The sequence below is a fragment of the Bacillus horti genome, from assembly GCF_030813115.1.
GTDB lineage: Bacteria > Bacillota > Bacilli > Caldalkalibacillales > JCM-10596 > Bacillus_CH > Bacillus_CH horti.
Genome location: NZ_JAUSTY010000001.1, coordinates 278,641 through 302,609, shown reverse-complemented (window position 1 = coordinate 302,609; position 23,969 = coordinate 278,641). Strand labels below are relative to the sequence as shown.

Sequence of the window (23,969 nt, the reverse complement as noted above, 5' to 3'; positions counted from 1 at the left end):
CTATAAAGCCTAAAGCTGTTTCCTTAACAGCTCTAGGCTTTATTTTGTTATGCAATAAAATGGCTGTTGCTAGGTTAGGAACTAGACGCTTCCTTGTTGGATAAGCTTTAAGGCTTCCCTAGCTGGTTTTTTGGCTTGTTCTAATAATTTTTTAGCTATGCTAGCTGTTTGTTCCTGACGCTGTTGGTAATGAGTAAGATCATCCTTAATTTTTGCGTAAAGAAGATCGGCAGAAATTTGGCCAGAAACACTTGTTGATTGATCCTCTAACAAGTGCATAAAAGCATCGATTTTCGGATCATAGGAGATTCCTATACATGGGACATGTCTTGCAGCTGCAAATATAAGCGCATGTAGCCTCATACCAACCATCAATTTCCCTGAAGATACGATATCAATCAATTGCTGTGGCGTATATTCTCTCTGCAAAAGATGAACCGGCTGTGTCATATTTGCCATAATATCGCAAGCCGCTTCAGCATCATCAGGATAATGCATCGGAAGGAGCAATACCTCTTCGCCATCCTGAACTAATTGATCACAGACCTTAGCGATCTGAAGGATGTCATCCTTACCCTCTGACCAATGACGAATGGCAAAGATGATTGGTTTTTGCTTCAAAGTAATACTTTCCTTCGATAAAAGCTCAGTTACCCGTTCTGATTCATCAGATTGCAGGACAAACACTGGATCAATGACCTGATCAATTTTCTCACTAGGTAGCTTCCAGCTTTCTAAGAGTTTCTTCGAGGAAGGATCTCTTACGGATATATATTGGGCCTTCTTAAAAACGGCTTTAATCCATTTTTGAAATAAAGATCGATAAACGGGACCAATTCCTTGAGCATAAATAGCCACAGGAACCTTTGCCCATTGAGCCAGCTGGACGACCCCAAGATAGTATGGAATCGTAAAAGTCCCCGTCTTATCCTGCAAAAGACTCCCGCCTCCGCTAATGAACAGATCCACATTTTTCAGGCATCGCCAAATCTCCATCACGTCCGTTCGTGAAATGGCATGAACACCGTATTGCTCAGCCGTTTTTGCAGGGTTTCCGGATAACACGATGAATTCCACATGTTCGTCTAGACTGCGAATGGATTGGAGGATGGAAAGCAGGATCGCTTCATCTCCCGCGTTATTAAAGCCATAGTAACCAGAAAGCATAATACGTTTAGTTTGCATGAGTCTGTTGTCGCTCCCTTTTTCTCCATATACGTTCAAAGACATGCCACAGTAGGATAAGGACAAGACCAATCACAGCACCTAATAGCAGTCCTACTATTGTTCGCTCTAGTGAGATTAACAGTGGTGTGTGTAGATGTGTAAATGTACTTACTATAGACATCTGGCCAATAATTCCTCCTGCTAGTAAAACGGCGCCCTTTTTGTATCTTATCACTAGATATGTAGCAAGGATAAAGAGGGGATGACCTAAGAGTACTTCTTTTGTACGAGGGCGCACACCAAAGATATCATTAAGGAGCTGTCTGAACTCCAATTCATATGGAAGAGTAACGCCTTCGTTCCCTGAACGTGATAAATAATACCCGACAGCGGCAATGAGTAAACCTACCCATATGATGTGTTTAACCTGTACATGTGTGTGATAAACCTTCAATATTCGCTCCCAGAGAAGCTTTACACTGTGATTCATAAATAGATAGATGACAAATAAGACTGATGGCATAAAATATAAAACCTGAACGCCTCTAAATTGTTCGAGATATTTTACAAATTCAAGACCGTTGAGCAGTCCGACAGTTACAACGGCACCATATAAGCTAATGATAGATGAAAGAGCAAAAAACAATAAGCTCCATAACCAACCCTTTTTAAAGCTTTCCCTATGCTTCATAGCCCATTGATAGATGAGAATCGTAGCTAATGTAGGAGCAGCGATTGCAGTAGCAAGAGAAAAGGCCTGATGGACCAACTGAACCATATCCAACATTCTAGCAGCTAGATAGCCTAACAATCCCAATGGAATGGGAAGATAGATTAAGAACCTGTGATATTGAGCGGCTAGCAAGCTGATCAGAGCAAGCGAACCAATAATTAAAACGATATTGTGCCAGCCACGTTCCTTTAAATCAAAGCTTATGAAAGGTGAAGCAACACCATAATCATAGCCCTTTGAACGTATATTTTGATAAAGCTCATGCACAATGGTATTCGCTTTCTTAAGGACGTCTTCGGCCTCCATATTAGGCTGACTAGCACTAGGGAATGGTAGGTTCAGATAAGCTAGGCGCACATTTCTCTCTAATACAGCTAGAGATAAAGTATCAACAATGGAATATAGCGGGTCAGAGTTAATCGTTGCCTCCGATATACTTAATAGGCGTATAACTTGATCATCGATTAAAGAGCTCATGCGCTTGTCGCCGATTTGCTCATGGAATTCAATCATACCCATATTCATTCCATATTGCTTAAACCATTCAGCAGTCTGCTCCAAATGCTCGCGCTCTTCAAAGCCAAGGACTTCTCGACCATTATAGACAATGGTACGGACACCTAGCTCATTTAAGCGAGCAAATTGCTCATCTAGCCACTCCTCCTGCCATGGACGTGCTGTATAAACCCTCGCGACTATTTGTAAGCCGTGAGCCTTAATAAGCTCAGCACTTTCAAAATCAAATCCAACAATATGATTTTGGATAGCTGACATCGTCTTTTGGACAAGAATACCCTGATTTTCTCTCCAGGTTATAGCTGTCGCATGATCGGGCATGGAGCGTATAATCATCTCTTGGTAGCGGGCGACCTGATCATCGGTCAGGTGGGTAGAGAATAAAATCAGTGAATGATTTTCTGGTAAAGCTTCCCCATCCTCAAATAAATTGAGATGATTTGTTGTATATAGCTGAACCATTCCTTTATCGACAAACTCACGAACAGACTGCTCATGTATAGCGACTGAGGTTACACCGATTTGCTTTAGAAAATCAAGCATTTCTTCCACACTCATGTTTTCAACAGATCGAGCACTTAATCTTTCAAGACGATCGTAATCAACGACAACCTCTACCTGTTTTGTTGATGTTTCATTATGATAGCGGTCTATGATTAGTGGAAATGAAGCTAATATAGAAAGGATGACAACACTCCATAATATTTTTTTCAGCATATGATTCTCCCTTTAAAGATAACTTAAATGAATTACTGATATAGTTGTTCAATCTTTTGAAGAATATGAGCAACGACAACATAGCCTTCACTTCTTAAAAGATTCTTTTCTTCGACCAACCTATTAACAATTTCTTCATCAACAAGATCTTGGTCAACAACTTTGGCCCATGCGTCCCCTTCTCTAGATTCTCCAAATACAGTCAACAGAAAACGAGAAGCTTGATTACGGCTTAATGGAGTCTTATCCTTTTGAGCCATTAAATGAATATCACTTAAACCACTTGCGTGATTCTCATAAGCCTGCGGTGAAATGCGTTGGAATCCGTTGGTCAGGAGATTGACAAACTCCAGCTCACTCATTGTATTTTCAACATGTAAATCGTTTTGGTGTCCTCCTGAAACTAGGCCGTAAGTAAGTAGCTTTTTAATCGCTGGATAGAACCATTTCCCTTTGTATGGGAAATCAAGATCGTAAGCATAGAGTAAGGCTCCTTGTTCTTTAAGTAGCTCCTGTAATTCATTAATGAGTGGTCTATTTGCTGCCAGCTCTCTAAAGCTAATATCCTCACGAATGGATAACGCTGCTGCCACTCCAGCTGCTTGAGCTGTGCTCATCCCAGTAGGAATGATCCTTGCACTTCCTGCCGCTAAGGAGGAATATCCTGATGACTTACTTGCTACTAATAATCCATCTATTTCTAGTGGTACTAGAGAGCGGAATGGAATGGCATATTGAGTTGGATGAGTCAGAACATATCCATAGTCATGTACAGATGTAGCTTGAATATCTACCGGGTAAGAACCAAAGCCAATAGAATCCCAATGATCCTTTTGCTCCCAAACATCTACAATAGGTAGCTGATATTCAGCATAAATATGTCTAGTTTCACGAATATATAGCTCAGTTGGATAGCTAGCAACTTCGGCTCGTTTAAAGCCAGGAAATTCTTCTCTTAGAAATTGAACAACTCCTTCAATTTCTCTTTTTCCACGCTCAATGCCTTCCTCAATAGATGCAGGATCTAGTCCATCAACATCAAAAATATGCAACGCATTGATATATATACTATTATCGCTCTGTCTAGCAACATTTAACCCTCTTAATCGTGTTCCTTCCTCCACCGGAGTATAGGCGTGATGGAGATCAACAAATCCCCATGCTGCTGTTTGAGTAAATTTTGCTTCTCCAAACTTTTTTGTAAGAGCAGTATAGGCGATTCCATCCCAATTAACGTTATCAAGGTGAACCATAAGTGTTACAGCCATTTTTCGGTTTTCTAGACCGATATCAGCTCCCCCAATAAAGTAAGGTACATTAGCCATTGCTGCCAAATCAGCATGCTGTGTGGCATCAATAATTCGTTGTCCATAGTAGGAATGAGTTCCATTTTCATCCTCAGCTACAACACCTAGAATAGTTGTCCCATCCTCGCTCATAATCGGCTCAAGTACTTCAGTAGTGAGACTTAAATCGATATTTTCCTCATCCTGTACGAGCTTTAGAAACGCATCCTTCGCTGTCTCAATATCAAAGACAACCTGTCCACCTACAAGCTCATGCCACTCTTTAAAAACACCTTCATTGGCAATATCATCATTCATATCAAAATCATAATCGATAAAATTAAGGGCACCATAGGTCATTAATCCACCCAAGCCATCACGAGGCTCAAGCAATAATGTTTTTGCTCCTTCTCTAGCTGCTGCTACAGCAGCAGCAACTCCTTCAGGGTCACCCCCAACGACAATCACATCATATTCCTGCTGAGTAATATTTTTAACATATTCCTCAACCTCAAAGCTAACTCCACCTAGGGCACGCATAGCTCTCCACTCTGTTACCTTCCATCCACCGTAAATAACAAGTGGGATAGCCAACACAAGTAAGCAAACCACAATGACTATTTTCTTCTTCATCATTTTCTCCTCTATATCTTCTCATTTAATTATGGTATGTACGACCCTCTCTATCATATCAGACATGACTCTAGCATTAAAGATAGGATCTTAAGACGTTTGATCTCAAGATCCTATATGTTTGGGTCTACATTTTGTTTATTTTACGAAAGCCCTTTGTAGAACAGTCATAACCTCAGCACGTGTTGTGTGATTTCGAGGATAGAAACGATTGTTCATACCTCCAAAGATTTCTCTTTCTGACACATATTCTACTGAACCTCTTGCCCATTCTGGTACATTGCTCCAGTCTGCGTAAAGGCTGTTCATAGGTGTAGTGACTGTCTTGGCCGGCTGGATTGAGCTAGTTCCTAGAACCCTCTGCAGAATGGTTGCCATCTCCATGCGCGAAATTGGAGCGTTAGCGTTCAGGAGTCCGTTCTGATCGCCTCTCAAAATACCGTGATGCTTAGCATATTTTAAAGCATCCTGAGTATAAGCAGGAACTGTTTCATTTAGCGCAACATTTTTTTCACGATCGGTAATATTCCAGTTCAGTATTCTTGAAAGGAAGACGACAAAGTCTCCTCGCTTCACATCTGTATTTGGACCAAAGCGACCTGCTCCAATTCCTTTAGCATGTCCTAGCTCTGCCATTCTTTCAATCGTTTGCTGAGCCCAGTGTCCTTTAATATCTCTGAAGGAGTAGCTAACCTCAATATCAATCGTCGTAGAAAGTCCTAAGACGTTTGCTTGTAGCTTCCCGTTTGTTTTACTTTGAACAGCCTGGAAGGTCATGTCGTTCATCTGGCCAGCCTGAGTATTAGCCCATTGAATATGCTCCGGTTTTAGATCAAATGTACGCCCGTCATTTAAATGCAGCGTTGCTTTTAGCTCTTGTTTTTCTCCAGGAAGAACTAAAATATCTGAAGGGCTTACTGTAAATTGTTTAACATCCTCTGCTGCTAAAACTCGGATAGGTAGATCAGTAGATATTCCATTATAGGAAGCCTGTAATAAATGGCGTCCAGACTGTGTAAACTTCAGCTGATTGTTCGTAAGCTCAGCAGTAGGATCAGATACTTTGTATTCAACATCTGCGTTCGTGATAGGATGATAGTTTGAGTCATAGCCCTTTGCCGTTAAAGTGATTAGATCACCTGGCATAACAAGGCTTGTTGCGGCAATGTTAAGGTCAACAGGATTTCCTTTTGGAGCTGTGTTAAAGATACCTAAGGCATCGGCCACACTACGCTCCCAAGTTGTTTTATTAACACGTGCAGCGCTTAACTCTCCGGGAGTGCGCACAACCATGGAAGTTGACCCTCCACCATCTAGGTTCACGGCTTTAAAGCTTCCTAACTCTATTAATATATCAGCTAGTTCTTCTAAACTAACTCCTGGGTTAGAATCTACTTTATCAATAGAAACCATATATAATGTTTTTCCATTCTGACTAACCCCTAGAGCAGAACGAGAATTTCTTCCCTTTAGATTGCTCTCAACATGACTAGTGGATACACGCTGTCCTTGATTAACCAGCAAATAGTTTGCTCCAATCGCCTGCTCCACATTTTGGGATAGCTGATAGTTGGTTTGGACAGGATCCCCTATGGAGAAATTATTCTGTAGGAAGCTAGCTCCATTTCCATGCCCCATAAGAACATAGCCATCAGCTGGAATTGCTTTCCCTGGTTGGTCTAAACGGATATCTGTAACCACATCATTTGTCACTTCAAGCTCAACAATTCCACTATATCCAGGAAGCTTTCCACGGCTTGTTTCCGCCCATTCAGGGGTGAACTTATGTATAGTTCCAGAGTAGTTACTTGCAGGGCTATTGTTTGGCCAATACTCTGTCTTATTAATGCCCTCAAGAGAAAAGCTAGCACCGTTTGGGGCAAGGATTTGCCCTGTAAATCCAAGCTTCTGAATAATAGCCGTTTGATCATTTAATATCGCAAAGGAGTTCCAGTTCTCCTGCTTATCTGGATTTGAAACGATGTTCCCATCCTTAACTAAGACGCCCATCGTTCCTCCTTCATTTTGCATATTAAAAAAGCTAGAGTTTAAGGCTGCTACAGCACCAGACTGTTTAGCCATGCCAGTTACTGTATCTTTCTGGCCGACATGAGTACCGTATAGTGGAGCGACCTTAATATACTGATGTCCAAGGTTGATCTCTAATACCTCAATACGAACCGTCTGTGAATTAATCTGCTTCGTGTAAACCTTATGTTGTGCTCCATGTGCGATCGTTTGCTGGTTTTGCAATTTAATAGAGGTTGTCACAGCAGCATGTGCAGTGTGAATAGTGGCCGGTGTAACGCTGGAAAAAACTAGGCTTGCACATAGCATGGAAGCTGCAACTGTTTTACCTAATATGTGTTTCTGTGGTGCCTTCATTATACACTCTCCCATATTTTAGTAGTCTTTTGAAAAATAATATCTACCATTTATAGACGTTTTAGCTGAACGGAAAGTTTCTATTAAATATCGAATACCCTAGGAAATTGTAAAAAAATATTCTGAAATGATACCAGCACAAGTATATATGAGTATAGAAACAATTCAGCAAGTGGAGATGAACAAATGGAGGAGGTGTATGAATGCCGAAAAAGCTAGGAATCTGGACGGAGCATTATCCAGATGAAATCGCCACATCACTTGAATATCCTGAGGAAACACTACCCTTTTTTCTGGAGGAGGCTAATAAAGTAAAGCCTAATCATACAGCCATTCGCTTTCTAGGTAAGAGTGTTTCCTATCGCAAACTTTATGAGCAAGCTTTATCTTTAGCTAATGCTTTAAGGAGTTTAGGTGTAACTGAAGGGAAACGAGTTGCCTTAATGCTAGCAAACTGTCCTCAAGCCGTCATAGGCTATTTTGGGGTTTTGTTGGCTGGAGGAGTTGTGGTTCAGACAAATCCTTTGTACATGGAACGGGAATTAGAGCATCAATTGAAGGATTCTGGGGCTGAGGTCATTATTGCATTGGACTTGGTTTATCCTAAATTGGCACGTGTACAGGCGGAAACGGCTATCAAGGATGTTATTATCACGGGAATCAAGGATTTTTTACCCTTCCCTAAAAATGTACTTTATCCGTATGTTCAGAAAAAACAAGGTCTTTATGTTAATGTACAGTATGGAGAGCGCATTCATTCGTTTACTGAGCTATTAAAAAAGCATAAGCCTAAGCGAATTGAAATTTCCAGTACGCCTGATGATTTGGCAGCCTTACAGTACACAGGGGGAACTACGGGGTTACCAAAGGGAGTTATGCTGACACATCGTAATTTAGTGGTGAACGCTTATCAATGCTCACAATGGATTTATAAGGTGAACTACGGACAGGAGAGAGTGTTAGGAGTTGTTCCCCTCTTCCATGTCTATGGGATGACCGTTGTTATGAATTTAGGAATTATGACAGCTGCGACAATGGTATTGGTACCTAAATTTGAAGCGAAGGATGTACTAAAAACGATACAGAAGGAGAAGCCAACCCTTTTTCCGGGAGCTCCTACTATTTATATCGGACTATTAAATGAATCAAATATTGAAAAATATGATCTATCTTCTATTGAGGCGTGTATCAGTGGTTCAGCTGGGTTACCAGTTGATGTACAGAAGCGTTTTGAGCAGATCACAGGTGGAAAGCTTGTTGAGGGGTATGGTTTAACGGAGACCTCACCAGTCACTCATGCCAATCTAATTTGGGGAAATAATGTAGTGGGAAGTATAGGACTCCCATGGCCAGACACGGAGGCTATCATTCTCTCGACTGAAGATGGTGAAGAGCTTCCGCCTAGGGAGATCGGTGAGCTTGCTATTAAAGGACCGCAGGTCATGCAGGGGTATTGGAACAACGAAAAAGAAACAGAGAAAGCATTTAAGAACGGCTGGTTTATGACAGGTGATCTAGGGTATATGGATGAAAAGGGTTATTTTTACATCGTTGAGCGTAAAAAAGAGATGATAGTTGCTAGTGGTTACAATATCTATCCGAGAGAAATTGAAGAGGTTCTTTACGAACATGAAGCGGTCAAAGAGTGTGCTGTCATTGGAGTTACTCATGAGTACCGAGGTGAAACGGTCAAAGCGTACATTGTTAAAAAGGATGGCTATGAGGTGTCAGAGCAAGAGCTGGACCAATTCTGCCGACAGAAGCTTTCTGTGTATAAGGTTCCTAAAATTTATGAGTTCAGAACGGAGCTGCCAAAGTCCATTATAGGAAAGATTTTAAAAAGAGTACTTGTAGAGGAAGGGACAGAAAAGCAAACGGATGAGAGCATAAATAAAGAAGCTGAGCTAACTAAAGATAACAAAGAAAGTACAGTAAATGAAGAAAGTGCAGTAGATAAGTCGTTTGAAGAGAATGAAGCCAACGCAGGCAGAGAAGGGGAAGAATTGTTTAGAGGTAGTGAAGCCAGTGAAGCTAACGAAATGGTTGAGAGGGAGCTAAATGAGACCACTGTTGTGCCTAATGAAAACGAGGCTGAAAACAGGGATAGGGAAGATTAGAACAATGAGGACTGGGGAGTATCTGCCCCAGTCTAGAATATAATATACATCTGTTACGTTCTATAGTCTGAGGAGGTGTGCTAGGAGAAAAAATTGAAACTCAAAGAAAAAAACAACACAAGAGCATGAATATTCATTATAATATAAATGTAAGCGCTTCTAAAATTAAAAGTTCATTAGGATTGTTTCAAAATAGAAGGAGGATTTTGTCCCATGACTACAAGCTATGTACAAGTGGAAAAACAGGATTCAGTAGCTATTCTTAGACTTGAGCATCCACCAGCTAACGCTTTAAGTGGAGAAGTGTTTAAGAATTTATCTCTAGCGCTTGATAAGGTGGAAGAGGATCCGCAAATCAAAGCTGTAGTGTTAGCTGGAAAAGGCAAATTTTTTGCTGCTGGAGCAGATATTAAGGAATTTACAACCGTTCATACTGCTGAAGAGGGGAGGAAGATAGCAGAAGTAGGACAAGGGGTATTTGCTAGAATGGAAGAGTTTAGCAAGCCAATTCTAGCTGCTATCCACGGTGCTGCATTAGGTGGGGGATTAGAGCTAGCCATGGCTTGTCATATGCGTTTTGCTACAGCACAGGCAAAGCTAGGACTTCCTGAATTAAATCTAGGACTCATTCCTGGTTTTGCAGGAACTCAGCGACTACCAAGGTTAATAGGTAAAGCGAAAGCTTTAGAGCTATTGCTATCTGGACAACCTATATCCGGAGAGGAAGCCCTTCGTTTAGGCTTAGTAAATAGGATTGTTGTTGAGGGAGAATTAGAGACAGAAGCTATCCAGTTTGCCTCTATGAATGCAGAAAAAAGTGCCGTTACTCTTAGATATGCGTTAGCAGCCGTGTTAGAAGGAGAACGTAACGGACAAGAAGCTGGAAGTCGCAAGGAGGCTGAGCTTTTTGGCAAGGTGTTTGAATCGGCTGATGCTAAAGAAGGGATTACAGCATTTATTGAGAAAAGGAAGCCTAACTTTAAAGATCAGTGATTCCATTTGTTTTAAAACTGACTAAGCGCTCAGTTGGAATAAACATTTGTCGATCACATATATGTAATTCAATAAGCTGATTAAAATGATGAAAGCGGGAGGGAGAAATCATGAATATTTTAGTTTTGATGAAAAGAACCTTTGATACTGAGGAAAAAATTATAATTAAAGAAAATAAAATTGTACAGGATGGCGTAGAATTTATCATTAATCCATATGATGAATACGCCATTGAGGAAGGGATTAAGCTTCGTGATGAGCATGGTGGTGAGGTAACACTCCTTTCTGTAGGATCTCCAGACAGTGAAAAGGAAATCAGAACAGGGCTTGCTATGGGAGCAGATAAGGCTATTCTTATTGAGGATGAACGTGCAGATGGTGATGAGCATACTTTCTCTTTACTCTTAGCTCAAGTGATTAAAGAGCGAGAGTTTGATCTCATTTTAGGTGGAAATGTATCTGTAGATAGTGGAGCGGGACAGGTTGCTGTACGAGTGGCGGAACTTTTAGACATACCGCAGGTGACGACTATAACAAAGCTAACGATTGATGGGAATAAAGCTACCGTTGAACGTGACGTGGAGGGGGATATTGAAATCATAGAACTAACGTTACCAGCGTTGTTTACAGCTCAACAAGGATTAAATGAGCCTAGATATCCTTCACTGCCTGGAATCATGAAAGCTAAGAAAAAACCACTCGAACGCTTAACGATTAATGAACTTTCTATTAATGAAGTGGATATGACAGGCAAAACGGAAACGGTAGAGCTCCTGCTTCCACCCAAAAAAGAAGCAGGACGTATCTTAAAAGGGGAAAAAGAGGATCAGGTTCAAGAATTAGTTCAATTGCTTAAGTCAGAAGCCAAGGTTATTTAAAGGGAGGGGAAAGAAATGAGTCAAACAATACTTGTATTAGCTGAGGAACGCGATGGGTCACTTAGACATGTAACCTATGAGGCTATAGCAGCGGCCAAGCAAATAAATAAAGACTGTAGAGTAGCTGTTGCCTCTTTTGGTACGGAGGCTGACAAATATGTATCAGAGCTTGCTCACTATGGGGCTGACGAGGTTGTTGTAGTGAAGCACGAGAGCCTAACTTCTTATACCACCGATGGATACTATCAGGCCTTTTTACAGGTGATAGAGCAGCTACAACCAACTGCCATCGTATTAGGGCACACGTCAATAGGGAAGGATCTAAGTCCACGATTAGCAGCAAAGCTAGGAGCCGCTCTAATATCCGATTGTACCTCTATTGAAGGAGAAGGAGAGCAGGCGTTGTTTGTACGTCCTATCTATTCAGGTAAAGCCTTCGCTAAAAAGAAAATAAAGGAAGGCCTAGCCTTTATTACAATAAGACCAAATAATATTGCCGCATTAGAGGCGGATGAAGCCTTAAAGGCTGAGGTCAAAGAGCTTAACGTTGATATTAAGGATATCCGTACCGTCATTAAAGAGGTGGTGCGAAAGACTGCTGGTGGAGTAGATCTTTCAGAGGCAAGAGTAATTATAGCTGGAGGACGCGGAGTGAAGAGCACAGAGGGCTTTAAGCCCTTACAGGAATTAGCTGACGTTCTTGGTGGTGCAGTAGGAGCTTCTCGTGGGGCTTGTGATGCAGAGTATTGTGATTATGCCCTGCAGATCGGTCAAACTGGTAAAGTAGTCACTCCAGATCTGTATATCGCCTGTGGGATCTCAGGAGCGATCCAGCATTTAGCTGGGATGTCAAATTCAAAAGTCATTGTGGCTATAAATAAGGATCCCGAAGCGGAAATTTTTAAAGTGGCTGATTATGGGATTGTAGGAGACCTCTTTGAGATTGTTCCATTATTAACTGAGGAATTCAAGAAAGCTCTGGCTTAGAAACCTTTGCACATTTTTAGAGATCTTAAGCATACCATCTATAAAACCTTTAAAGCAGATTATAATTCCTTGAGCAACATCTTGGATATCCATGCATGATAGTGGTATAATCTGTACAATACTAAAATAACTTAACTTTAGTTTGTGAAGAGGAGGCTTTTATTATGGCAATTATAGATGGAACAGATCAAACCTTTAAAGCAGAGGTAGAAAGCGGTACAGTACTAGTCGACTTTTGGGCACCATGGTGCGGACCTTGCCGCATGATCGCTCCTGTTTTAGAGGAAATTGATCAAGAGCTTGGAGACAAGGTGAAAATTTTAAAAGTGAATGTAGATGAAAATCCAGAAACAGCTTCTCAGTTTGGGGTTATGAGTATCCCAACTCTCCTATTGTTTAAAGATAATGAAGTTGTAGATAAAGTGATTGGCGCTGGGACTCCAAAAGAAGCTCTAGTTGAAAAAATTGAAGCACATCTATAAGGTATAGAAAAAACACCTTCTACCTATTCTGCTTGATGCGAATATAGTTTAGAGGGTGTTTTTGTTATGATTTTTTTATTATGAGGTTGTCTCCAGACGACGATCTACTTGAAGACTTAGCATTCCTGTTTAATCAGGTAATCGTGTATAATAGAATGGAAGGCATGTTAGCCAGGAGGTTTTGTTATGGCAATGATAAAAGAAAAGCTTTCCTTACTTCCCGATCAGCCTGGTGTATACATGATGAAGGATGAAAAAGGTCAGATCATATATGTAGGGAAGGCCAAAACATTACGTAATCGTGTGCGCTCTTATTTTACAGGGAGCCATGATGGAAAAACACAACGTATGCTACAGGACATTGTAGACTTTGAATATATAGTTACTTCTAGTAATATAGAAGCTCTGTTGCTTGAATGTAATTTCATTAAGAAGCATAATCCCAGATATAATGTATTACTTAAGGATGATAAAACGTATCCATATATTAAATTGACAAGCCATGAGCATCCACGACTTGAGATTACTAGAAAGGTAAAAAAAGATAAAGGTAAGTACTTTGGTCCTTATCCAAACGCATACTCAGCAAACGAAACGAAAAAGGTGCTAGATCGCCTTTATCCATTACGTAAATGTAATACGATCCCGGATCGAGTATGCTTGTATTATCATATGGGTCAATGTCTCGCCCCTTGTGTATACACGGTTGAGCAAGCTACTTATGAGCAAATGACTCAGCAGATTGTTCGATTTTTGAATGGTGGTCACAAAGAGATTGTCAAAGAATTAGAGGCTAAGATGCTACAAGCCTCAGAAGAAATGAATTTTGAGCGAGCCAAGGAGCTCAGGGATCAGATTCAGCATATTGAACAAGTGATGCAGAAGCAAAGTATTACACTGAAGGATCAGGTTGATCGTGATGTGTTTGGCTTTTATGTAGATAAAGGCTGGATTTGTGTGCAAGTGTTTTTTGTAAGGCAGGGTAAGTTAATAGAAAGAGACGTATCTCTTTTCCCTTTTTATGGAGATGATATCGGAGAGGAGCTAATGTCCTTTATAGGACAATTTTATTTTGAGAAAGAGCATGTCCTGCCAAAAGAAATTCTTGTCCCTAATGAAGTAGATGGTGAGCTATTACAATCATGGCTAAATGTGAAGGTATATACTCCACAAAGAGGCACTAAAAAAGAACTACTAGCGATGGCTACTTCTAATGCCAAAAACTCCATCGAGCAAAAGTTTCAATTAATTGAAAGAACAGAGGAGCGAACGATTAAAGCGGTTGAGCGTCTCGGACAGAAGCTCGGAACAGGTCCAGTGCACCGGATTGAAGCGTTCGATAATTCAAATATTCAAGGAACCGATCCAGTTTCAGCTATGGTTGTCTTTATAGATGGAAAGGCAGCTAAAAATGAGTACCGTAAATATAAAATAAAAACTGTTCAGGGCCCTGATGATTACGAATCAATGCGTGAGGTGATTCGCCGAAGGTACATTAGACTTTTAAAAGAAGATCAACCTTTACCCGACCTCATTATGATAGACGGAGGTAAGGGGCAAATTAGTGCCGCACAGGATGTCCTTGAAAATGAGCTAGGTTTATACCTGCCAGTGTGTGGCTTAGCCAAGGATGAAAAGCATCGTAGCTCACAACTGTTATTCGGTGTACCGCCTGAGCCTGTTGAAATGAAAAGAGATAGTCAGGAATTTTATCTTCTACAGCGTATTCAGGATGAGGTTCACCGGTTTGCTATTACATTTCATCGTTCTACTAGAGGGAAATCGATGATTCAATCCTCTTTAGATGGGATTCCTGGTGTGGGACCTAAGCGTAAAAAGCTCCTGCTAAAAACGTTCGGATCCATAAAAAAGATCAAGGAAGCTTCTCTAGATGATTTTAAAGAGATAGGGGTTGGAGACAAATTAGCCCAAACGATTCTTGATCATTTAAGAGGAGATATTACCTAATTCTAGAACTTGTGTTTTAGAAGGCACTCTGTTAAAATAGCAACAACTTCATATTTGCATGACTTCGAAACGAAGTGAATGTAGGGGAGCGAAGATCAATAGTACCATACGTGAGAAGATGAGCCTTCATAGAATGTGTGGGAAAGGGAGATTCGCCGAAGCCAAATTTGTTGCTCAAACATTTTAGGCTGGCGGTGCATTGAATAAGTGTGACGCTGTCATCATTACAGGACATGTATGATGGAGAACTATATCACGTTGCGACCTATTACAAACAGTCTAATTTCTTATTGTCGTTTTTGTAAAGCAGCAGCAGATGGATGTTCTCAGCCATTTGTTGGTGCTTTTTTTATGAGTAAGAATTGAGTTTTCCAGATCGTTCTGTGCACGTGATAAAGAGAAAAGGTTGAATAGGGAAGGGAATGGAGAGAGTGAGCTTACTAGTACAAAAATTTGGAGGAACATCTGTAGGGTCTGCTGAGAGAATACAGCATGTAGCGAAAAGAATAAAGCAGGAGCTACAGCGTGGCAACCAACTAGTGGTGGTTGTATCAGCAATGGGGAAGTCTACAGACCAGTTGATTGGCTTGGCTAAGGAGCTTAACGCAGCTCCAGAACCAAGGGAAATGGATATGCTGTTAGCTACAGGAGAGCAAGTAACCATTTCACTACTGAGCATGGCTTTACATGCATTAGGAATAAAAGCCACATCCATGACGGGCTGGCAGGCAGGGATACAAACAGAGGCTGTTCACGCGAAAGCTCGAATAAAAGCGATTGATACTAAGGCGATGCTAGAAAAACTAGAGGATGGTCAGGTTGTGATTGTAGCTGGCTTTCAAGGTGCTTCAGAGGATGGACAAATAACCACATTGGGACGTGGAGGGTCAGATACAACGGCTGTTGCCCTCGCGGCTGCTTTAAAGGCAGAGCGCTGTGATATCTTCACAGATGTAACAGGTGTATATACAGCAGATCCACGTGTTGTTCCACTTGCTCGTCAGCTTACACAAATCAGCTATGATGAAATGCTTGAACTTGCTCACTTAGGAGCAGGTGTCTTACATCCCAGAGCGGTAGAGTGTGCCAAAAATAATAACGTGTGCTTAAGTGTTCGTTCAAGCTTTGAAGATGTTGAAGGGACAATAGTAAAGGAGGAGCCTGCGATGGAGGACGGCTTAGTCGTTCATGGGGTAGCCCATGATAAACAAGTAACAAAAGTTACGGTAAGAGGTATGAAGAAGAGAATAGGGGCGTTGTCAGGCCTTTTTTCCCTATTAGCCAAGGCACATATTAATGTAGATATCATTATTAACCAGAGCATGTATGATCTTGATTATACGAATATCTCTTTTTCTATCCATCAGGATGAGCTAAGAAATACTCTTACTGTATTGGAGAACAATAAAGAAAATTTAGTCTATAAGGATATAATTTATGAAGAGGATTTATGTAAAGTTTCTATTGTTGGAGCAGGAATGATCTCTAATCCTGGAGTGGCCGCTGAGATGTTTGATTGCCTAAGTACAGAGAATATAGAAATAAAAATGGTATCCACGTCAGAAATAAAGGTTTCCTGTGTTATTCCCCAGGTCGATATGCTGAGAGCTGTTCAAGCACTTCATACTACATTTGGTCTAGATAAGGCTAAAGCCAAAGCTTATCAGGAATAACGGGTTTCTATAATCGATAATGAAAAGAATAGCCCCGACTGACAATTAATAGCTTATTGTTAGTCGGGGGTGTGATATATAAGAAAACCTACCCTAGTGTTTTATTATACAAATTTCAGTCTAAATATAAGTTATTTTTGTTTTGATTTTTCCTTTGATGATTTTTCTCCTACTTGGGGGTTGTTGCTTTCATTCATATTACTATCATTTCCTTTATATTCGCTGGGCGAGTCATGAAAATATACAGTAAAATGGACCGTATCCTTTTGCTCTTTACTTTGGAGCCTGTAGTCACCCTCTGTTTCTTTATCCTCTAGCTTCCCTAGCGCTTGGCTTAAAAAGCCGCATTCCAAGGCAAAAGTAGATTCAATAACCGGGAGTGTACGATACTGAAATTGAGGGGAATCTAACAAAAAATGCTTTACAGCTGCTTTATCCTGCTTTACTTCTAAGTAACCCCAACCCGCATCCAAAAAGAAATTTCTAATCTCTTCAAAGGATTGAAATTCAAACTGTTCGGCAAGTGTTTTTCCAGCCCAATATAAAATTGAGCTTTGATGCTCCCCAGTAATGGTAGCAAGGACATGATCTCTAACTAAATGATATCCAAGTAAAGGCACAGATTGCCCTTTCATTTGGAGTAATGGTTTATGAAAAGCTTCGTGCTGAAGCATATTTCCTTCCTTCATGAACGATTCAACTCCTTTTTTTCATTCTATGGACAAGATATGATATACCTCACTATATGCAAGATGAATATAGGATATACTTATAAAAATATGATTTTCCTGTGAGCGAAATTTGTCGAAGCTGTGTCCGATTCCTTGACGCTAGAATATAGAAAGAGGTAAAATATACTTTGGTATGGTTAGAGACAGAAAGTGATAGACGTGAAAAGGTATTTTTTTATTTTGTACATGTTCTCTAAATCAGCAACGCAAAGAAAACGCTTAAACATTGAAGGGGGGACCGATATGGCATCCACACATTTTTTTAATCGGAAGTTACATTCATTATTAGGGGTTATCCCGGTCGGAATTTTCTTGGTTCAGCATTTATTCATTAACCATTTTATTCTCTATGGTGAAGATAGCTTTAACAGTGCTGCACACTTTATGGAGAGTCTTCCATTACGCTATGCTCTTGAAGCATTTTTAATTTTCCTACCACTTTTGTACCATGCAATTTACGGTCTTTATATCGCGTTTCAGGCCAGAAATAACGTTACGAACTACGGCTATTTCCGTAATGTAATGTTTATGCTACAACGTGCCACAGGGGTTATTTTAATTATTTTTATCGCTTGGCATGTATGGGAAACAAGAATTGCTGCCGCGTTCGGTGCTGAAGTTAACGCTCAAATGATGGGAGATATTTTTGCAAGCCCTGTTATGATTGCGTTCTATATCATAGGAGTGGTTGCCGCTACGTTCCACTTTGCTAACGGAATGTGGTCTTTCTGCGTCACGTGGGGAATTACGGTAGGACCTAAGGCTCAACGTATTTCAACGTACATTTGGATGGTTGTTTTCGCTATCCTTTCAGTTGGTGGAGTATTAATCGTATTTGAATTTGCTAAATTATCCTAAGTAAAGGGGTGAGTCAATTAATGAGTAAAGGAAATGTTATTGTAGTTGGTGGTGGACTAGCAGGGCTAATGGCAACAATTAAAGCTGCTGAGGCTGGTGTCCATGTTGACCTTTTTTCACTCGTGCCTGTAAAACGTTCTCACTCCGTTTGTGCTCAAGGTGGAATTAATGGTGCTGTAAATACGAAGGGAGAAGGGGATTCTCCATGGGAGCATTTTGATGATTCAGTTTATGGGGGAGACTTTCTAGCGAATCAGCCTCCAGTTAAGGCCATGTGTGATGCTGCGCCTGGTATTATCCATCTGATGGATCGTATGGGAGTTATGTTTAACCGTACACCAGAGGGATTGCTTGACTTCAGACGTTTTGGTGGGACAAAGCATCACCGTACAGCATTTGCTGGTGCTACGACGGGTCAACAGCTTTTATATGCATTGGATGAGCAAGTAAGAAGACATGAAGTAAGAGGATTAGTAACGAAATATGAAGGCTGGGATTTCTTATCAGCTGTTATAGATGATGAAGGTGTATGTCGTGGGATTACGGCTCAGAATTTAATCAACGGAGAAATCCATACGTTTGCTGGTGATGCAGTAATCCTAGCAACAGGTGGACCGGGGATTGTATTCGGTCGTTCTACAAACTCGGTCATTAATACCGGGACGGCTGCCGCTGCTGTTTATCAGCAAGGGGCTGTTTATGCAAATGGTGAATTTATTCAAATTCATCCAACCGCTATTCCAGGAGATGATAAGCTGCGGTTGATGTCAGAGTCTGCTCGTGGTGAAGGTGGACGAGTATGGACATATGACAAGGACGGTAAGCCGTGGTACTTCCTTGAAGAGAAATATCCTGCTTATGGAAACCTAGTTCCTCGTGATATTGCGACACGTGAGATCTTCCATGTATGTGTTGATTTGAAGCTTGGTATCAATGGTGAGAATATGGTATACCTTGACCTTTCTCACAAGGATGCCAAAGAGCTTGACATCAAGCTTGGCGGAATTATCGAGATCTATGAAAAGTTTATGGGAGACGATCCGCGTAAACTTCCAATGAAAATCTTCCCTGCTGTTCACTACTCAATGGGTGGTCTGTGGGTAGACTACAATCAAATGACGAATATCCCTGGATTATTTGCTGCAGGGGAAGTAGATTACCAATACCATGGTGCGAACCGCTTAGGAGCAAACTCCTTACTTTCATCTATCTTTGGTGGAATGGTAGCTGGGCCTAAAGCGATTGAATATATTAGTGGTTTAAATAAAAGTGCAGAGGATATATCCTCTACTGTTTTTGAAAATGAAAAGCAGAAGCAACAGGGTGAATATGATAGCATCCTGAATATGAACGGCACAGAAAATGCGTATGTCATTCACAAAGAGCTAGGAGAGTGGATGACCGACAATGTAACAGTTGTACGTTATAATGACCGTTTACAGCAAACAGATGATAAGATCGTTGAACTAATGGAGAGATACAAAAATATTAATGTAAACGATACTGGAAAATGGAACAATCAGGCTGCATCATTTACTCGTCAGCTTTGGAACATGCTTCAGCTTGCTAGGGTTATTACGATCGGTGCTCTTAACAGAAACGAGAGCCGTGGAGCGCATTATAAGCCTGAGTTCCCAGAGCGTAATGATGAGGAATTTATGAAGACAACAAAGGCTAGCTTTGTACCAGAAGAAAATGGTCCTAAGCTTGAGTACGAGGATGTTGACGTATCCTTAATCAAGCCACGTAAGCGTGATTATTCTAAAGCGAAGGAGGCGGCTAACTAATGAGTGAGAAAGTCGTTAAGTTTCGTATCACTCGTCAAGCAGGCCCTGAAGGAACACCTTACGATGAAGAGTTCACTTTACCTTATCGTCCTAATATGAACGTGATTAGTGCATTAATGGAAATACAACGTAATCCGGTTAATGACAAAGGAGAAAAAACAACTCCAGTTGTTTGGGACTCTAACTGCTTAGAGGAAGTATGTGGAGCTTGTTCTATGGTGATTAATGGTAAGCCGCGTCAGGCTTGTACGGCTTTGGTTGATAAGCTAGAACAGCCGATTCGCTTAGCTCCAATGAGCACATTCCCAGTTACACGTGATTTAACCGTGAACAGAAATAGAATGTTCGATGCTCTTAAGAAGGTCAAAGCATGGATTCCTATAGATGGAACGTATGACTTAGGTCCTGGACCAAGAATGGCTGAATCAAAGCGTCAATGGGCGTATGAGCTATCGAAGTGTATGACTTGTGGGGTATGTTTAGAGGCATGTCCAAATGTAAACAGCAAGTCACCGTTTATTGGACCTGCACCACTGAGTCAGGTTAGATTGTTCAATGCTCATCCTACTGGAGAGATGCAAAAGGAAGAGCGATTAGAAACAATTATGGACGAGGGAGGAATTACAGATTGCGGGAACTCCCAAAACTGTGTACAAGCTTGTCCTAAAGGGATTCCTTTAACTACATCTATTGCAGCCCTTAATAGGGATACAACTCTTCAGGGAATTAAGAAGTTCTTAGGATCCTAAATGTTTTTAATAAGGAATAAACCCACAAAAGGCCTTTCAAGCTCAAATTAGCTTGTGAGGTCTTTTGTATTTGTTTAATTATTTTATTATTGAAAATTGTATACAAATATACTATAATACAAATACACAAAATATAATTTGTTTCATAACAGAAGGAGTGAGATTTAATGTGGAGTAAAAAGGTATCGGTATTTCTTATTATTCTATTGGTTTCCTTAACAGCCTTAGGTTGTGCCAGTGGTTCAAGTTCTGATGGCAGTCAAGGCGATGATTCAAACGGTGAAAAGAAAGCGATTACAAAATGGCCTAGTGATCGTGTAACGATGATACTACCTTTTGATGCAGGTGGAAGCTTAGACCGTATGATGAGAACACTTTCTCAGCATTTAGAGAACGAGCTGGACACGAAAATTACGATTGACAATCGTCCTGGTGCAGCAACTCAAGTAGGAACGACTATGTTCATGAATTCAGCCGATGACGGTTCCTTTTTTTTCGGCGGCACACAGCTTTATTTAAGTGCCAGCATTATTTTGCAAACTGCGGATTATGATATTGACGATTTCGCAATGGTTAATATTGAGCAGTTTGATCCTGTTGTTATCACCGTACACAAGGATTCACCCATTCAAACGTTCGAGCAGCTTATTGAAATGGCAAAGAACAATCCAGGAAAGCTGAGCTATTCGACAGTTAGTGGCGGCCCCTTACATTTGACAGGTGTTTTATTGGAGGATGCCCTAGATATTAAGTTAAATCCTATCTTCTATGATGGGGGTGGAGAGATGAGAAACGCTCTGCTGGGTAAGCATGTAGATTTTATGATCGGTAATGCTTTAGGTGACTCTGCTATTGCAGATCAGGTTAGAGTATTAGCTGTTTCAGCTGAGGAAAAGATGGATCTTTGGCCTGATTCACCAACGATTAATGACGAGCTAAAGGAGTATAGCGTTGAAATTCCACAGGTTGGTTCAGTTCGATTTATCGGTGTTCATCGTACCTTCAAGGAAAAGCATCCTGAGCTGTTTAACCATCTTGTTGACGCTTATGAAAGCGTATACTACAGCGATGAGTATCAGCAATTTATAGAAGAAAGCAATGCGGTCGAGGTGAGTGAGTTTAGAGGTCCAGAAAAAAGTGACACACTAAATAAAGAACTGCATGAGCTTCTGATGAAATATAAGGATGAGATGAGCGGTAATTAAACCAGTATCACAAAGATGGAATACTACAAGGTCCACCAAGACTTAGCCTGAAGCAGAGCTCGCGCTATAGTCAGGAGAGGAGTTAGATATGCTTAAATCATCTGCAGTTGTTCTTTTAAACCGTTTTATTGTAGCTACACTGATTATTGTTCTAGCAGGAATTTATTTTATTGATGTACAGTCCTTGCCAAATGTTAGGGATAAAGTGCTTATTAGCCCGATTTTTTGGATCATGCTTGTTTTTTATCCTATTATTTTATGGCAGGAATGGAGGACCTGGAAGGCAAAAGAGCGTGCACAGCAAAATAAAGCTACGAATACGAAAGAAGAACCAGAAGCTGACGAGGTAGAGGGCAAGCTAAGCAAAAAGATCGTCCTGTTCATGGGCTCGATTGCGCTCTATTTGGCTCTTATTACTAGTATAGGTTTTGTGATTCTGACACCTGTTTTCTTATTTGCCTTAATGTATATCTTAGGAACTCGGAGCTGGAAGGTATTATTATCTGTTTCTCTGATCACCACCGTCCTTTTGTATATCTTTTTTGTCATCTGGCTTGGTATTCCTCTACCACAAGGTATAGGGTTTTAGGAGGGGTTATTTATGATTGCTTGGCATGATTTGTTAGAGGGTATTCAGTTATTTATGACATGGCAAAACTTTTTTCTCATTATTATTGGCTTAACATTTGGGGTGGTTTTAGGTGCTATACCCGGTCTTACTGGGTCTTTGGGTATTGCGATCATGCTACCCCTAACATTTAATATGGACCCGCTTCCTGCTCTTGTCTTTTTATTATCCATCTATACGGGTGGCTTGTACGGAGGAGCGATTACGGCCATTCTCTTAAATACACCTGGCTCACCCGCTGCAGTAGCCACAACCATAGATGGCTACGCTATGACGAAAAAGGGGTTAGCTGGAAAGGCGTTAGGTCTTTCGATTGGAGCCTCTGCTATTGGAGGTTTCTTGGGAATCCTGGTTTTATTAGTGATCATTCAGCCATTAGCCAATATTGCTCTGAAATTTGGGCCAATAGAGCTGTTCATGGTAGCTATTTTCGGCTTGACCATCATCGTTTCCATTCAGAAGGCTGGCTTTATCAAGGCTCTTTATGCAGGCTTATTTGGAATTTTACTAGGTACGGTAGGGATGACCAGCAGTGGTGCGGTTCGGGGGACGTTTGATAACGTGTACCTTTTGGACGGCATTCCAATCATCCCGGCACTTATAGGTTTGTTTGCTGTTTCGGAGCTTTTTTTCCTTGCAGATAAGAATTATGTCAGCAATCAACGGATCAAGCAAAATTACAAACGAGAAGTGCTTACAGGGATTAGGGCTTCCTTAAGCCAGAAATTTAATATTATTCGTTCAAGTGCAATCGGAGTTTTTATCGGAGCCCTACCGGCTGCAGGTTCAACGATAGCAAGTATCGTGAGCTATAGCGAGGCTCGTCGCTTCTCGAAAAAAAGTGAGGAATTTGGCAAAGGGAGTGAAGAGGGCATCGTTGCAGCCGAGTCTGCTAATAACGCTTCAGAGGGTGGAGCCTTAGCAACGATGTTTGTATTAGGAATACCTGGGAGTGCTTCTACAGCCATGCTCTTAGGGGCTATTATCATGCAGGGCTGGGTACCTGGTCCCCGGTTATTTATAGATCACAGTGCTGTATTGTACGGTGTTATCTTTTCCGAGTTAGTTCAAGAGATTTTCCTACTGGGGATTGGAGCGGTATTGGCGATGATGGCCAGCAGAATTATCAATGTTCCAACCAGAGTACTCATTCCTTTAGTGATTGTGTTTGCTCTAATTGGCTCCTTTGCTGTTAGAAACCTGATGTTTGATGCTTTTCTGGTCTTTGCCTTTGGGCTATTAGGCTGGTACCTACGCAAGAATCAGTTTCCGGTTATTGCGGTTGTCTTAGGGTTGATTCTGGGGCCAATTGCTGACAGAGAATTGATTAGAGCGATGCAGCTTTATCAGGGTGATTTGTTCTTAGCCTTTTTCCAACGACCAATCAGTTTAGCGTTAATCATCATTACTATTTTAGGTATTGTTCTTCCCATCTATTTTGATAAAAGAAAAAAGAGGCTAGCTTCCTGAGACAGG

18 protein-coding genes and 1 riboswitch are annotated in these 23,969 nt (G+C 40.9%); of the genes, 13 read left to right on the top strand and 5 right to left on the bottom strand.

Features of this window, described 5'->3' with window-relative positions; all coding sequences use genetic code 11:
• Positions 1 to 81 precede the first annotated feature (81 nt).
• The 4 genes from csaB to J2S11_RS01385 all read right to left on the bottom strand — a co-directional run bounded on the left by csaB (position 82) and on the right by J2S11_RS01385 (position 7,437).
• The gene (csaB, locus tag J2S11_RS01400) at positions 82 to 1,185 is read right to left on the bottom strand and encodes a polysaccharide pyruvyl transferase CsaB (protein WP_307389895.1); all 1,104 of its coding nucleotides are present in this window, start codon (positions 1,183 to 1,185) and stop codon (positions 82 to 84) included.
• Positions 1,175 to 3,133, bottom strand: a complete 1,959-nt coding sequence (locus J2S11_RS01395; protein WP_307389893.1) for a DUF5693 family protein — start codon at positions 3,131 to 3,133, stop codon at positions 1,175 to 1,177. Before J2S11_RS01395 ends, csaB begins: the two co-directional genes overlap by 11 nt.
• 32 nt (positions 3,134 to 3,165) lie before the next feature.
• Positions 3,166 to 5,052, bottom strand: coding sequence for an FAD-dependent oxidoreductase (locus J2S11_RS01390; RefSeq protein WP_307389891.1), 1,887 nt, complete (start codon positions 5,050 to 5,052; stop codon positions 3,166 to 3,168).
• A gap of 138 nt (positions 5,053 to 5,190) precedes the next feature.
• Positions 5,191 to 7,437 carry a phosphodiester glycosidase family protein gene (locus tag J2S11_RS01385; protein ID WP_307389888.1) on the bottom strand — a complete coding sequence of 749 codons (2,247 nt, stop codon included), beginning with the start codon at positions 7,435 to 7,437 and terminating at the stop codon, positions 5,191 to 5,193.
• A gap of 203 nt (positions 7,438 to 7,640) precedes the next feature.
• On the opposite strand from J2S11_RS01385, the gene J2S11_RS01380 reads away from it, so the two are divergent.
• The 7 genes from J2S11_RS01380 (at position 7,641) to J2S11_RS01350 (ending at position 16,535) form a co-directional block, all read left to right on the top strand.
• Positions 7,641 to 9,554, top strand: a complete 1,914-nt coding sequence (locus J2S11_RS01380; RefSeq protein ID WP_307389886.1) for an AMP-binding protein — start codon at positions 7,641 to 7,643, stop codon at positions 9,552 to 9,554.
• 213 nt (positions 9,555 to 9,767) lie between these two features.
• On the top strand, positions 9,768 to 10,547 hold the full coding sequence (locus tag J2S11_RS01375) for an enoyl-CoA hydratase (protein ID WP_307389883.1): 780 nt from the start codon (positions 9,768 to 9,770) through the stop codon (positions 10,545 to 10,547).
• Positions 10,548 to 10,657: 110 nt separating this feature from the next.
• Positions 10,658 to 11,425 (top strand): electron transfer flavoprotein subunit beta/FixA family protein, encoded by a 768-nt coding sequence (locus J2S11_RS01370; RefSeq protein WP_307389881.1) that lies wholly within the window; start codon positions 10,658 to 10,660, stop codon positions 11,423 to 11,425.
• A 15-nt stretch (positions 11,426 to 11,440) separates the two neighbouring features.
• The gene (locus tag J2S11_RS01365; protein WP_307389878.1) at positions 11,441 to 12,412 is read left to right on the top strand and encodes an electron transfer flavoprotein subunit alpha/FixB family protein; all 972 of its coding nucleotides are present in this window, start codon (positions 11,441 to 11,443) and stop codon (positions 12,410 to 12,412) included.
• A gap of 164 nt (positions 12,413 to 12,576) precedes the next feature.
• Positions 12,577 to 12,894, top strand: coding sequence for a thioredoxin (gene trxA, locus J2S11_RS01360; protein ID WP_307389875.1), 318 nt, complete (start codon positions 12,577 to 12,579; stop codon positions 12,892 to 12,894).
• 186 nt (positions 12,895 to 13,080) lie between these two features.
• Positions 13,081 to 14,862, top strand: coding sequence for an excinuclease ABC subunit UvrC (gene uvrC, locus J2S11_RS01355; RefSeq protein WP_307389873.1), 1,782 nt, complete (start codon positions 13,081 to 13,083; stop codon positions 14,860 to 14,862).
• 73 nt (positions 14,863 to 14,935) lie between these two features.
• Positions 14,936 to 15,121: riboswitch (Lysine riboswitch) on the top strand.
• Between the two features lie 172 nt (positions 15,122 to 15,293).
• Positions 15,294 to 16,535, top strand: coding sequence for an aspartate kinase (locus J2S11_RS01350; RefSeq protein WP_307389871.1), 1,242 nt, complete (start codon positions 15,294 to 15,296; stop codon positions 16,533 to 16,535).
• Positions 16,536 to 16,666: 131 nt separating this feature from the next.
• Here the strand turns inward: J2S11_RS01350 and J2S11_RS01345 are convergent, their stop codons facing one another.
• Positions 16,667 to 17,224 carry a DUF2507 domain-containing protein gene (locus tag J2S11_RS01345; RefSeq protein ID WP_307389870.1) on the bottom strand — a complete coding sequence of 186 codons (558 nt, stop codon included), beginning with the start codon at positions 17,222 to 17,224 and terminating at the stop codon, positions 16,667 to 16,669.
• Positions 17,225 to 17,509: 285 nt separating this feature from the next.
• Here J2S11_RS01345 and J2S11_RS01340 point away from each other — a divergent pair, with 285 nt between their 5' ends.
• The 6 genes from J2S11_RS01340 (at position 17,510) to J2S11_RS01315 (ending at position 23,963) form a co-directional block, all read left to right on the top strand.
• A complete protein-coding gene (locus tag J2S11_RS01340) occupies positions 17,510 to 18,124 on the top strand; it encodes a succinate dehydrogenase cytochrome b558 subunit (RefSeq protein WP_307389867.1) in 615 nt (204 codons plus the stop codon).
• A 20-nt stretch (positions 18,125 to 18,144) separates the two neighbouring features.
• Positions 18,145 to 19,911, top strand: coding sequence for a succinate dehydrogenase flavoprotein subunit (gene sdhA / locus J2S11_RS01335; protein WP_307389864.1), 1,767 nt, complete (start codon positions 18,145 to 18,147; stop codon positions 19,909 to 19,911).
• Positions 19,911 to 20,660 (top strand): succinate dehydrogenase iron-sulfur subunit, encoded by a 750-nt coding sequence (gene sdhB / locus J2S11_RS01330; protein WP_307389862.1) that lies wholly within the window; start codon positions 19,911 to 19,913, stop codon positions 20,658 to 20,660. The genes sdhA and sdhB overlap by 1 nt, the downstream gene beginning before the upstream one ends.
• A 167-nt stretch (positions 20,661 to 20,827) precedes the next feature.
• A complete protein-coding gene (locus J2S11_RS01325) occupies positions 20,828 to 21,865 on the top strand; it encodes a tripartite tricarboxylate transporter substrate binding protein (protein ID WP_307389860.1) in 1,038 nt (345 codons plus the stop codon).
• A gap of 88 nt (positions 21,866 to 21,953) precedes the next feature.
• Entirely contained in the window at positions 21,954 to 22,454 is a 501-nt protein-coding gene (locus J2S11_RS01320) for a tripartite tricarboxylate transporter TctB family protein (RefSeq protein ID WP_307389857.1), read from the top strand.
• 12 nt (positions 22,455 to 22,466) lie between these two features.
• Positions 22,467 to 23,963: a tripartite tricarboxylate transporter permease gene (locus J2S11_RS01315; protein ID WP_307389854.1), complete on the top strand. Its 1,497-nt coding sequence runs from the start codon at positions 22,467 to 22,469 to the stop codon at positions 23,961 to 23,963.
• Positions 23,964 to 23,969 lie beyond the last annotated feature (6 nt).